The organism is Rhodoferax sp. P2_H8_2 (assembly GCF_056403235.1).
In genome coordinates this window covers 1-12,493 of sequence record NZ_JBFUFW010000010.1, presented here as the reverse complement: position 1 = coordinate 12,493, position 12,493 = coordinate 1, and the positions used below count along the sequence as shown (strand labels likewise).

The following is a 12,493-nucleotide window of genomic DNA, read 5'->3' as shown; positions in this document are numbered from 1 at the left end:
CATCAACGATTTACTCGTCGTGGCTGCCTTCGCCGGCTGCAGCCTCAGCGGCCTCGACACCACCGGCCAACTCCAGTGCTTCTGCATCAGCGATGGCACGGCGCTCGGCGTCGTCCATGCTTTCGCGCACCTTACGGGCTTCGTGGTAGGCCAAGCCAGTACCAGCGGGGATCAAACGGCCGACGATCACGTTTTCCTTCAGTCCACGCAATTCGTCGCGCTTGCCCATGATGGCAGCTTCGGTCAGCACGCGGGTGGTTTCCTGGAAGGAAGCCGCGGAGATGAAACTGTCGGTGGACAGCGATGCCTTGGTGATACCCAGCAACAGGTTGGTGAACGTTGCAGGGATCTTGCCCGCACCGCGCAACGCATCATTGGTGTTGAGCATCTCGGAACGCTCGACCTGTTCACCGTTGATGTAGTTGGAGTCACCAGCCGCTTCGACCACCACACGGCGCAGCATCTGACGAACAATCACTTCAATGTGCTTGTCGTTGATCTTCACGCCTTGCAAGCGGTACACGTCCTGGACTTCGTCCACGATGTAGCGTGCCAATTCTTCGGACCCCAGCAAACGCAGGATGTCCTGCGGATCGGCTGGGCCGTCGACTACAGACTCGCCCTTGTTGACCACTTGGCCTTCGTGTACCAGGATGTTCTTTTCCTTGGGCACAAGCTCTTCCCAAACCTTGCCTTCGGGATCCGTGATCTGCAAGCGAACCTTGCCCTTGGTTTCCTTACCAAAGGAAATGGTGCCGGTGCTCTCGGCCAACACACCCTTGTCTTTGGGTGAGCGGGCTTCGAACAACTCGGCCACACGCGGCAGACCGCCGGTAATGTCTCGGGTCTTCTGGCCTTCGATCGGGATACGGGCCAGCACTTCGCCAGGGCCCACGTCCATGCCGTCACGCACTTGCACCAGCGATCCGACTGGGAAGCCAATCGTCACCGAGTGATCGGTTCCGGGGATCTTCACTTCGTTGCCGGAAGCGTCGATCAGCTTGACCTGCGGACGCACGACTTTGGCAGCACCACGGCGCTTCGGATCGATCACCACCAATGTGGACAAACCGGTCACTTCATCAACCTGCTTGGCAACCGTCAGACCTTCTTCCACGTTCTCAAAGTGCGCTTTACCAGCGAACTCTGTAATGATGGGTCGGGTCAACGGATCCCAGTTGGCCAGAATCGCACCGGCCTTGACAACCTGATCCGCCTTGACCGTCAGGATTGCACCGTACGGCACCTTGTGGCGCTCGCGCTCACGTCCGTGCTCATCGTGAATCACGATTTCGCCAGAACGGGCAATCACGACCAGCTCCTTCTTGCTGTTGGTCACATAGCGCATGGTGGCGTTGAAGCCGATGCTACCGTTGGACTTGGCTTCCACGCTGGAGGCGATGGCAGCACGCGATGCAGCACCACCAATGTGGAAAGTACGCATCGTCAACTGGGTACCGGGTTCACCGATGGACTGGGCAGCTATCACACCGACAGCTTCGCCGAAGTTGATCAGGCCGCCACGGCCCAAATCGCGTCCATAGCACTTGGCGCAGATGCCGAAACGTGTTTCGCAAGTCAGCGCAGTACGCACCTTGACTTCATCAACGCCTGCAATTTCCAGCTCGTCGATCAGGTCTTCGTCCAGCATCGTGCCGGCGCTTGCCAGCACAGAGCGGTTCTCCGGATGCACCACATCTTCTGCCGCAGTGCGGCCCAACACGCGGTCACGCAAGGATTCGATGGTTTCGCCACCCTCGACGATCGCACGCATCAGGTAGCCGTTGTGGGTACCGCAATCCTGCTCGGTGACCACCAGATCCTGCGTCACGTCGACCAAACGGCGCGTCAAGTAACCGGAGTTCGCTGTCTTCAACGCGGTATCCGCCAGACCCTTACGGGCACCGTGGGTGGAGATGAAGTACTCCAGCACGTTCAGACCTTCGCGGAAGTTGGCGGTAATCGGCGTCTCAATGATGGAGCCATCAGGTTTGGCCATCAGACCCCGCATACCGGCCACCTGGCGAATCTGCGCAGCAGAACCGCGCGCGCCAGAGTCAGCCATCATGTAGATGGAGTTGAAGGACTCTTGCTGGACTTGCTTGCCATGGCGGTCGGCGACCATTTCCTTGGACAACCTGGCCATCATTACCTTGGACACTTCGTCACCCGACTTGCCCCAAATGTCGACCACCTTGTTGTAGCGCTCACCGGAAGTCACCAGACCGGACACATACTGTTGTTCGATCTCTTTAACTTCCTTCTGGGCACGCGCAATGATGTCGTGCTTCTCTGGCGGCACCAACATGTCATCGATACAGATGGAGATACCGGCGCGGGTCGCCAGGCGGAAACCCGCTTGCAACAACTTGTCGGCAAACACCACTGTCTCTTTCAATCCGCACTTGCGGAAAGACACGTTGATCAGCTTGGAGATTTCCTTCTTCTTCAACGCCTTGTTGATGTTGGAGAAAGGCAGTCCCTTGGGCAGGATTTCAGACAGCAGAGCACGGCCAGCGGTGGTTTCCCACAGCTTGGTCGAAGGCACAAACTCTCCAGTCGTCTTGTCTTTGGTCCATTCGGTCAAGCGCACGTTGATGCGCGCATTGAGCTCGACTGCACCACCGTCAAAAGCGCGCTGGACTTCACCGGTATCGGCAAAAATCAGGCCTTCGCCCTTGCCGTTGATACGGTCGCGGGTGGTGTAGTACAGGCCCAGCACCACGTCCTGCGAAGGAACAATGGAAGGCTCACCGTTGGCGGGGAACAGCACGTTGTTGGAAGCCAGCATCAAAGTGCGGGCTTCCATCTGCGCTTCCACCGACAAAGGCACGTGAACGGCCATCTGGTCACCGTCGAAGTCGGCGTTGAAGGCCGCGCAAACGAGTGGGTGCAACTGGATCGCCTTGCCTTCAATCAGGATGGGCTCAAAGGCCTGGATGCCCAAACGGTGCAGCGTAGGCGCACGGTTCAGCATCACGGGGTGCTCTTTGATGACCTCTTCCAAGATGTCCCACACGACGGGCGTGCCAGATTCGACTTCCTTCTTGGCCGCCTTGATGGTGGTCGCAATGCCCATGGCTTCCAGGCGCGCGAAGATGAAGGGCTTGAACAACTCCAAAGCCATCAGTTTCGGCAAACCGCACTGGTGCAGCTTGAGCGTTGGGCCCACGGTAATCACGGAACGACCGGAGTAATCCACGCGCTTGCCCAGCAAGTTCTGGCGGAAACGACCCGATTTACCCTTGATCATGTCTGCCAAGGACTTCAGCGCGCGCTTGTTGGCGCCTGTCATGGCCTTGCCGCGGCGACCGTTGTCCAGCAAGCTGTCCACGGCTTCTTGCAACATGCGCTTTTCATTGCGTGCAATGATTTCCGGTGCCTTCAATTCCAGCAAACGGCGCAGACGGCTGTTGCGGTTGATCACGCGGCGATACAAGTCGTTCAGATCGGAGGTCGCAAAGCGGCCGCCGTCCAACGGCACCAGCGGACGCAGGTCCGGTGGCAACACGGGCAGCACATCCAACACCATCCACTCAGGCTTGATGCCGGATTTCTTGAACGCTTCCAGAACCTTCAAACGCTTGGCGTTTTTCTTGATCTTCAGTTCGGAACCGGTCAGGTCGTTGCGCAGCTTCTCGATCGAACCTTCGATGTCGATGCTTTGCAGCAAATCCTTGATGCCTTCGGCGCCCATCTTGGCAGTGAATTCGTCGCCGTATTCCTTGAACTTGGCGTCAAAGTCGTCTTCCGACATGATGCTGAACTTCTTCAGCGGAGTCATGCCGGGATCGGTCACTACGTATGCTTCAAAGTACAACACGCGCTCGATATCGCGCAATGTCATGTCCAGCACCAGGCCCAGACGGCTTGGCAGGGATTTCAGGAACCAGATGTGCGCGCAAGGAGCCGCCAGGTCGATGTGGCCCATGCGTTCACGGCGAACCTTGGTCTGTGTGACTTCAACGCCGCACTTCTCGCAGATCACGCCGCGGTGCTTCAGGCGCTTGTACTTGCCGCACAGGCATTCGTAGTCCTTGATGGGTCCGAAGATCTTGGCGCAGAACAGGCCGTCGCGCTCAGGCTTGAACGTGCGGTAGTTGATGGTTTCAGGCTTTTTGACTTCACCAAAAGACCAGGAACGGATCTTCTCGGGAGAAGCCATGCCGATCTTGATGGCATCGAAATGCTCATCGGGGGTGAACTGCTTGAACAGGTCGAGTAAAGATTTCATGTGACTCTTTCCCTTTCAATTAAGAACGTTCGAGTTCGATGTCGATGCCCAAGGAACGGATTTCCTTGACCAGCACATTGAACGATTCCGGCATACCGGCTTCGATGGAGTGTTCGCCCTTGACAATGTTCTCGTACACCTTGGTACGACCTTGAACGTCATCGGACTTGACTGTCAGCATTTCCTGCAGCACGTAGGAAGCGCCATACGCCTCCAGTGCCCACACTTCCATTTCACCGAAGCGCTGACCACCGAACTGGGCCTTGCCGCCCAGCGGTTGTTGTGTAACCAGGCTGTACGGTCCAGTAGAACGGGCGTGCATCTTGTCATCCACCAAGTGGTGCAGTTTCAGGTAATGCATGTAGCCCACTGTGGTGGTGCGCTCAAAGGCATCGCCAGAGCGTCCGTCATACAGCTGTGCCTGCGTACGGGTTGCGGTCAAGCCCTTGGCCTTCGCGACATCATCCGGATAAGCCAACTGCAGCATGTCGCCGATTTCCTTCTCGGTCGCGCCATCGAACACAGGGCTGGCAAACGGCACGCCGTTGGTCAGCTCTTGGGCCATGTTCTTGATTTCGCCGTCGGACAGTTGCTTCAGGTCTTCCTTGCGGCCCGCGCCGTTGTAGACCTGTTCCAAGAAGCCACGGATCTCTGTCGCAGCGGCTTCGCGTTGCAGCATGTCACCGATGCGTTGTCCCAGACCCTTACCGGCCCAGCCCAAATGCACTTCCAGCACCTGTCCGATGTTCATACGTGAAGGAACGCCTAGGGGGTTCAACACGATGTCCACGGGCGTACCGTCGGCCATGTAAGGCATGTCTTCCACCGGGGTGATCTTGGAGACCACACCCTTGTTGCCGTGGCGACCGGCCATCTTGTCACCAGGCTGCAGGCGGCGCTTGACCGCGATGTAGACCTTGACCATCTTGAGCACGCCTGCTGGCAACTCGTCGCCTTGTGTCAGCTTCTTGCGCTTTTCTTCAAAAGCCAGGTCGAAGCTGTGGCGCTGTTGCTCGATGGAGTTCTTGATGGACTCCAGTTGCGATGCGACTTCTTCGTCAGCCGGGCGAACGTCGAACCAATGGAATTTCTCCACCGACGCGAGATAAGCCTTGTCAATCTTGGTGCCCTTGGGCAATTTGTTCGGGCCACCGTTGGCAGTCTTGCCATTCAACAGCTTTTCGATACGGTCAAACGCGTCAGCTTCCACGATGCGCAACTGGTCATTCAGATCCAGACGGAAGCGCTTGAGCTCATCGTCAATGATCTGCTGAGCACGCTTGTCACGGGTGATGCCTTCACGGGTGAAGACTTGCACGTCGATAACGGTACCTTGCGAGCCCTGGTCTACGCGCAGCGAGGTGTCCTTCACATCGGAAGCCTTCTCGCCGAAAATTGCGCGCAAGAGCTTCTCTTCCGGTGTCAGCGTGGTCTCGCCCTTCGGTGTGACCTTGCCCACCAGCGTGTCGCCGGGCATAACTTCAGCGCCGACGTAGATGATGCCGGACTCGTCCAGACGGTTCAGTTGCTGTTCGGACAGATTCGGGATATCGCGGGTGATTTCTTCTGCACCCAGCTTGGTGTCACGTGCCATCACGACGAGTTCTTCGATATGGATCGAGGTGTAGCGATCGTCCGCCACCACCCGCTCGCTGATCAAAATCGAATCTTCGAAGTTGTAGCCGTTCCATGGCATGAAGGCGATCAGCATGTTCTGACCAATCGCGATTTCACCCAGATCGGTAGAAGCGCCGTCGGCGATCACATCACCCTTGGCCAGCTTGTCGCCCTTCTTGACGATAGGACGCTGGTGGATGTTGGTGTTCTGGTTGGAACGCTGGTACTTGATCAGGTTGTAGATGTCCACACCGACTTCACCGGCCACGGCTTCGTTGTCATTCACACGAACCACGATACGGGTCGCATCAACATAGTCCACGAGACCGCCACGGGTGGCAGTCACCACGGTGCCAGAGTCAATCGCAGCAACGCGCTCGATACCGGTACCCACCATGGGCTTTTCCGGACGCAACACGGGCACGGCCTGGCGTGACATGTTGGCACCCATCAATGCGCGGTTCGCATCATCGTGTTCCAGGAAAGGAACCAGCGATGCCGCCACCGAAACGATCTGCGCGGGCGACACGTCCATGTACTGAACGCGCTCGGCGCCAACCAGAATGGACTCACCCTTTTCACGGGCGGAGACCAAATCGCCAGTCAGCTTGCCGTCCTTGTCCAGTGCCGCATTGGCCTGGGCAATCACGTACTTGCCTTCTTCGATCGCAGACAGATAGTCGATATCCATCGTGACCTTGCCATCCACCACACGACGGTACGGAGTTTCAATAAAACCGTATTCGTTCAGGCGGGCGTACAGCGCCAGCGAGTTGATCAGGCCGATGTTCGGGCCTTCGGGCGTTTCAATCGGGCACACACGACCGTAATGGGTCACGTGCACGTCGCGCACTTCGAAGCCGGCGCGTTCGCGGGTCAAACCGCCCGGGCCAAGGGCCGATACACGGCGCTTGTGGGTGATTTCAGCCAGCGGATTGGTCTGGTCCATGAACTGGGACAACTGCGACGCACCAAAGAATTCCTTCAGTGCGGCCGAGATTGGCTTGCTGTTGATCAGGTCATGCGGCATCAGGGGCTCTTGCTCAGCCTGACCCAGACGTTCCTTCACGGCCTTTTCGATACGGGCCAAACCAGTGCGGTACTGGTTTTCTGCCAGTTCGCCCACGCAACGCACGCGACGGTTACCCAAGTGGTCGATGTCATCGACTTCGCCTTGGCCATTGCGCAGATCCACAAGGATCTTGACGACAGCCAGGATGTCTTCATTGGTCAGCACCATGGGACCGGTCGATTCCGAGCGGCCCATCTTGGCGTTGAACTTCATGCGACCGACGCGCGACAGATCGTAGGTGTCGGGGTTGTAGAACAGGCGCTGGAACAGTGCTTGCACGGCATCTTCTGTTGGCGGCTCGCCGGGACGCATCATGCGGTAGATGGCTACACGGGCAGCGAATTCGTCAGCGGTCTCATCGGTACGCAGGGTTTGCGAGATGTAGGCACCTTGATCCAACTCGTTGGTGTAAATGCAAGCCAGTTCCTGAATACCCGCAGTGCGCAACTTCTTGAGCAGCAACTCTGTCAGCTCTTCATTGGCCTTGGCGACGATCTCGCCCGTGTCTGCGTCGATCACGTTGCGTGCAACGATACGACCGATCAGGAAGTCCTCGGGCACGCTGATGTGAGTGGTACCGGATGTTTCCAGTTCGCGGGTGTGGCGCGCGGTAACGCGCTTGTCCTTGGCCACGACCACCTTGCCGCTCTTGTCGGTAATGTCAAAACGGGCTACTTCGCCGCGCAGACGCTCGGAGACGAACTCCATTTGCGCGCCGCTGTCCATCAAGCGGAAGTTGTCGTTGACGAAGAAGTTTGCCAGGATGGATTCGTTGTTCAGGCCAATGGCGCGCAACAGAATCGTGACCGGCATCTTGCGGCGGCGGTCAACGCGGAAATACAGCAGGTCCTTCGGGTCGAACTCAAAATCGAGCCAGGAGCCGCGGTAAGGAATGATGCGCGCGGAGAACAACAACTTGCCTGAGCTGTGGGTCTTGCCCTTGTCGTGTTCAAAGAACACGCCCGGCGAACGGTGCAACTGAGACACGATCACGCGCTCAGTACCGTTGATGATGAACGAGCCCTTGTTGGTCATCAGGGGCACTTCGCCCATGTAGACCTCTTGCTCTTTGACTTCCTTGACGACCTTGTTTTGTGAAGTGGAGGATTCGCGGTCATAGATGATCAGCTGAACTTTGGCACGCACAGCAGACGCATAAGTCAGACCACGGGTCTGGCACTCACGCACATCAAACGCGGGCTTGGCAAGGTTGTACTCCAGGTACTTCATCTCGACGAAACCGTTGTGCGAAACGATGGGGAAAGCCGCTTCAAAAGCAGCTTGCAGACCTTCTACCGTGCGTTTTTTGGGGCCTACATCAGCTTGCAGGAATGCGGTGTACGCATCTTTTTGCATCTGAAGCAGGTAAGGGATTTCGAGCACGCTGTCGCGACTGCCGAAATTTTTGCGAATGCGCTTGCGTTCTGTGTATGTGTAAGCCATTAGATCTCCGGGCAAAGACTGAGGAATCCTGGGGGTCCTAGGCGACTGTCATGTTGAGCTCCACTCTCAACAGGCTTGGCGATTGGCCACTACCAATCACTGGCGGACGGTTGTGCATTGCACACAACCCGTACCAAGGCATCTTCTGCAGTCGGAATCAGAAGACACTAAAAAGACGCCTTTGGTCTTGGGATCCTTTTCCGTCGACCTCTCGGTCTCCGGGAAAAACGGTCCAAGCCGTCTTTTTAGTGCGCACTAATTGCACTATTCACAAGCAGCAAAGGCTGGAGGCCCTTTTCGGAACCTCCAGCCCGCATGCAAAAACCGAATTACTTCAGTTCAGCCTTGGCGCCGGCTTCCACCAGCTTCTTCAGAGCAGCTTCAGCGTCAGCCTTGGCGATGCCTTCCTTGACAGCCTTGGGAGCGCCATCTACCAGGTCCTTGGCTTCTTTCAAGCCCAGACCAGTGATTTCGCGCACGGCCTTGATGACGGACACCTTGTTGGCGCCAGCGTCAGTCAGAACGACGTTGAACTCGGTCTTCTCTTCAACAGCAGCAGCTGGGCCAGCAGCGGCAGCTGGGCCGGCCATAGCGGCAGCACTTACACCAAATTTCTCTTCGATGGCTTTCACCAGGTCGTTGAGTTCCATGACCGTCATGCTGTCCAGCGCGGTCAAAAATGCGTCTTTATCGAATGCCATTTTGATTTCCTAACAAGTTTGGTTACTACGGTTGTCGGGCAATTACGCCGCGACAGCCTCTGCGGGGGCAGCTTCTACTGCTGCGCCAGCGCCTTTTTTCTCCGCCAACGCCGACAACACGCGTGCTGTACGGGTAATGGGGGATTGCATCAAGCCCAACAATTGCGCCAACAACACTTCCTTGGAAGGGATGCTTGCCAATTGTTTCACGCCGTTCACGTCCAGGGCCTTGCCACCGTACGCACCAGCACGGATCACCAACTTGTCGTTGGTTTTCGCGAACTCGGCAACCACTTTCGCGGCAGCCACGGCGTCGACAGAAAAGCCATAGATCAGGGGACCGGTCATCTGGTCGGCCACGACTTCAAAACCGCTACCGGCAACAGCACGGCGGGCCAGGGTGTTTTTCAACACACTCAGGCTCACACCAGCGCTGCGCGCGTTGTTGCGCAGTTTGGTCATGTCAGCGACCGTGATGCCGCGGTATTCCGCGATCACGAGCGTTTGAGCTTTAGCGGCGAGGCCGGTCACATCACTGATGACCGCTTCTTTCTCACTGCGATTAAGACTCAAGGTCTACTCCTTTAAATGCGCTTTGCAGCCTGGGCCACATCACGCTCCACATTGCAGCGACCAACTGTTAACAGAACTCTCATTCCATCTGCAGCGGGATCGCCATCTGCGTTGGCTTAACTATTAAGTGCAGTTACCTGCACACCAACGGTCTTGGATGGCCTGGACAAGTCTTTCAACCTGCACAGCCCACCACATTGAGCCGGCCTTTCGGCTGGCTCAAATTTTTTGCGATTACGCCGAGATGGTTTGCAGGTCCACGCGGACACCTACACCCATGGTCGACGAAACAGCGACTTTCTTCAGATACACACCCTTGCTGGAAGCAGGCTTGGCTTTGTTCAAAGCGTCCACCAGTGCAGCCAGATTGCCTTGCAGCTTGTCCGATTCGAACGAGCGACGGCCGATGGTGCTGTGCACGATACCGGCTTTGTCAACGCGGAACTGCACTTGACCGGCCTTGGCATTCTTCACGGCAGTAGCCACGTCCGGAGTCACGGTGCCAACCTTGGGGTTAGGCATCAGACCACGTGGGCCCAGGATTTGACCCAGGGTACCAACGATACGCATGGCATCTGGAGCAGCAATCACCACATCAAAAGGCATGTCGCCAGCCTTGACCATGGCAGCCAGGTCGTCCATACCGACCACGTCTGCACCAGCGGCTTTGGCTTCTTCAGCCTTGGCGCCTTGGGCGAACACAGCCACGCGCTTGGTCTTGCCGGTGCCGTTAGGCAGAACGACAGCGCCGCGCACCACTTGGTCCGACTTCTTCGCGTCGATGCCGAGCTGAACAGCTACATCGATGGATTCGTCGAACTTGGCGTTGGCAAATTCTTTGACCAGACCGAGCGCATCGCCCAGGGGGTACAGCTTGTTGCTGTCAATCTTGCCGACTTGGGTCTTTTGTTTTTTAGTGAGCTTGGACATTTACACGCCCTCCACAGTCACGCCCATGGAGCGGGCAGAACCGGCGATCGTGCGCACTGCAGCGTCCAGATCGGCGGCGTTCATATCTTTCATCTTGGTCTTGGCGATCTCTTCGAGCTGAGCGCGAGTGATCTTGCCGACCTTGTCCACGTGCGGACGGGCAGAACCCTTGTCCAGCTTGATGGCCTTCTTGATCAAAACCGTCGCAGGCGGGGTCTTGATGATGAAGGTGAAGCTCTTGTCCGCAAAAGCAGTGATCACCACAGGCAACGGCAGGCCAGGTTCAACACCTTGGGTCTGCGCATTGAATGCCTTGCAGAATTCCATGATGTTCAAACCGCGCTGACCCAGTGCTGGGCCGATCGGTGGGGATGGATTGGCTTTACCAGCTGGAACTTGCAGCTTGATGAAACCAACGATTTTCTTCGCCATGATTTCTCCTTACGGGTAATAACGCCTTGGTGCTGAACAACTCAGACCTCGGCTCCCCGGGGTTAACGACTCTCTAAATTCATTCGCGCCGAGTCGGATAACGCAAATGCAAAACCGGCCATCGCTGGCCAGCAAACCTTAGGTCTTCTCGATCTGAGAAAACTCCAATTCAACCGGCGTAGAACGACCAAAGATCGTTACCGACACGCGCACCTTGCTCTTTTCGTAGTTGACGTCTTCCACCGAGCCATTGAAGTCGGTGAACGGGCCTTCCTTGACGCGCACATACTCGCCCACCACAAATTCAATCTTGTGGCGCGGCTTCTCGGTGCCTTCCTGCATCTGGTTGACGATCTTCATCACCTCAGCTTCAGAGATCGGGGCTGGGCGGTTCTTTGCACCGCCCACAAAACCCGTCACCTTGTTGGTGTGCTTGACCAAATGCCAAGTGTCGTCGTCCATGATCATTTCCACCAGCACGTAGCCGGGGAAAAACTTGCGCTCTGTGGTCTTCTTTTGGCCATTCTTGACCTCAACCACCTCTTCCATCGGCACCAGGATGCGGCCGAACTTGTTTTCCATACCCGAGCGCGCAATGCGCTCGATGATGTTGCGCTCAACGGCCTTTTCCATGCCGGAATAGGCATGCACGACATACCAGCGCAGGTCCGGATTCTTGGGAGCTGCAGCCGCTGCGTCCGGCAATTCTGCGGAAGGGAGGACTTCGGTCACGTCAGTCATTATTTTTTCCATCCCAGAATCAAATCGTAAAACAGCCATTCCAGCGTCTTGTCGGTCGCCCACAGGAATACCGCCATGATCAGCACAAAGCCAAATACATATGCGGTAATCTGAATCGCTTCTTTGCGCTCAGGCCAGACGACTTTGCGCACTTCGCGCCAAGCATCACGGCCAAAGGCCACCAACTGGCGACCCGACTCGGACATGAAGAACACGACCGCCGCAGCCACCAGACCCGCAACCAGGCTTGCCCACTGAACAGCAACCCCTTGCTTACCCAAAAGGTAGAAGGCCGCCAATGCAGCCACCACCAATGCAGCAGCCAAGGCCAGCTTGACCTTGTCCGCAGTGGTATTGACTGTTTCTACTTGTGTCGTGGACATATTTTCTCGTTTTCCTTGGCCCAAATCGAGGCACCCTTAAGACGCCTAAGCCCGCTGCACTGCAGCGGGCTTTTGAGCCACCTAATTTCTTACCAGCCTGGTGGCAGGGGCAGTAGGAATCGAACCTACAACCTTCGGTTTTGGAGACCGACGCTCTGCCAATTGAGCTATACCCCTATGAATTCCTTAGGCAATGATCTTGGCAACGACACCGGCGCCGACAGTACGACCGCCTTCGCGGATCGCGAAGCGCAGGCCTTCTTCCATGGCGATGGGGTTGATCAGCTTCACAGTGATCGACACGTTGTCACCAGGCATGACCATTTCCTTGCCTTCTGGCAACTCGATCGCACCGGTCACGTCCGGT

9 protein-coding genes and 1 tRNA gene are annotated in these 12,493 nt (G+C 56.8%); all 10 read right to left on the bottom strand.

The window, feature by feature from the left end; all coding sequences use genetic code 11:
- Positions 1-10: 10 nt before the first annotated feature.
- Positions 11-4,234 (bottom strand): DNA-directed RNA polymerase subunit beta', encoded by a 4,224-nt coding sequence (rpoC, locus tag AC1DV6_RS15880; protein ID WP_477979095.1) that lies wholly within the window; start codon positions 4,232-4,234, stop codon positions 11-13.
- Positions 4,235-4,253: 19 nt separating this feature from the next.
- Positions 4,254-8,366 carry a DNA-directed RNA polymerase subunit beta gene (gene rpoB / locus AC1DV6_RS15875; RefSeq protein ID WP_477979093.1) on the bottom strand — a complete coding sequence of 1,371 codons (4,113 nt, stop codon included), beginning with the start codon at positions 8,364-8,366 and terminating at the stop codon, positions 4,254-4,256.
- 329 nt (positions 8,367-8,695) lie between these two features.
- Positions 8,696-9,067 (bottom strand): 50S ribosomal protein L7/L12, encoded by a 372-nt coding sequence (gene rplL / locus AC1DV6_RS15870; protein ID WP_477979091.1) that lies wholly within the window; start codon positions 9,065-9,067, stop codon positions 8,696-8,698.
- A 42-nt stretch (positions 9,068-9,109) separates the two neighbouring features.
- A complete protein-coding gene (gene rplJ, locus AC1DV6_RS15865; RefSeq protein WP_477979089.1) occupies positions 9,110-9,640 on the bottom strand; it encodes a 50S ribosomal protein L10 in 531 nt (176 codons plus the stop codon).
- Between the two features lie 234 nt (positions 9,641-9,874).
- Complete coding sequence (rplA, locus tag AC1DV6_RS15860; protein ID WP_477979087.1) at positions 9,875-10,570, bottom strand: 50S ribosomal protein L1; 696 nt, start codon at positions 10,568-10,570, stop codon at positions 9,875-9,877.
- Positions 10,571-11,002, bottom strand: coding sequence for a 50S ribosomal protein L11 (rplK, locus tag AC1DV6_RS15855; RefSeq protein WP_477979085.1), 432 nt, complete (start codon positions 11,000-11,002; stop codon positions 10,571-10,573). It lies immediately after the preceding gene.
- A 138-nt stretch (positions 11,003-11,140) separates the two neighbouring features.
- Positions 11,141-11,743, bottom strand: coding sequence for a transcription termination/antitermination protein NusG (gene nusG, locus AC1DV6_RS15850; protein ID WP_477979083.1), 603 nt, complete (start codon positions 11,741-11,743; stop codon positions 11,141-11,143).
- On the bottom strand, positions 11,743-12,126 hold the full coding sequence (gene secE / locus AC1DV6_RS15845; protein ID WP_477979081.1) for a preprotein translocase subunit SecE: 384 nt from the start codon (positions 12,124-12,126) through the stop codon (positions 11,743-11,745). Before secE ends, nusG begins: the two co-directional genes overlap by 1 nt.
- Positions 12,127-12,227: 101 nt before the next feature.
- Positions 12,228-12,303: transfer RNA gene (locus AC1DV6_RS15840), tRNA-Trp, on the bottom strand.
- A gap of 9 nt (positions 12,304-12,312) precedes the next feature.
- The coding region (locus AC1DV6_RS15835; protein ID WP_477979079.1) for an EF-Tu C-terminal domain-related protein at positions 12,313-12,493 on the bottom strand (181 nt) is incomplete at its 5' end.

What these genes read in the sequence shown, in the direction of transcription:
- rplL (WP_477979091.1), bottom strand. Translation starts at nt 9,067, where the DNA reads ATGGCATTCGATAAAGACGCATTTTTGACCGCGCTGGACAGCATGACG.
- rpoB (WP_477979093.1), bottom strand. Translation starts at nt 8,366, where the DNA reads ATGGCTTACACATACACAGAACGCAAGCGCATTCGCAAAAATTTCGGC.
- rplK (WP_477979085.1), bottom strand. Translation starts at nt 11,002, where the DNA reads ATGGCGAAGAAAATCGTTGGTTTCATCAAGCTGCAAGTTCCAGCTGGT.
- rplA (WP_477979087.1), bottom strand. Translation starts at nt 10,570, where the DNA reads ATGTCCAAGCTCACTAAAAAACAAAAGACCCAAGTCGGCAAGATTGAC.
- rpoC (WP_477979095.1), bottom strand. Translation starts at nt 4,234, where the DNA reads ATGAAATCTTTACTCGACCTGTTCAAGCAGTTCACCCCCGATGAGCAT.
- nusG (WP_477979083.1), bottom strand. Translation starts at nt 11,743, where the DNA reads ATGACTGACGTGACCGAAGTCCTCCCTTCCGCAGAATTGCCGGACGCA.
- secE (WP_477979081.1), bottom strand. Translation starts at nt 12,126, where the DNA reads ATGTCCACGACACAAGTAGAAACAGTCAATACCACTGCGGACAAGGTC.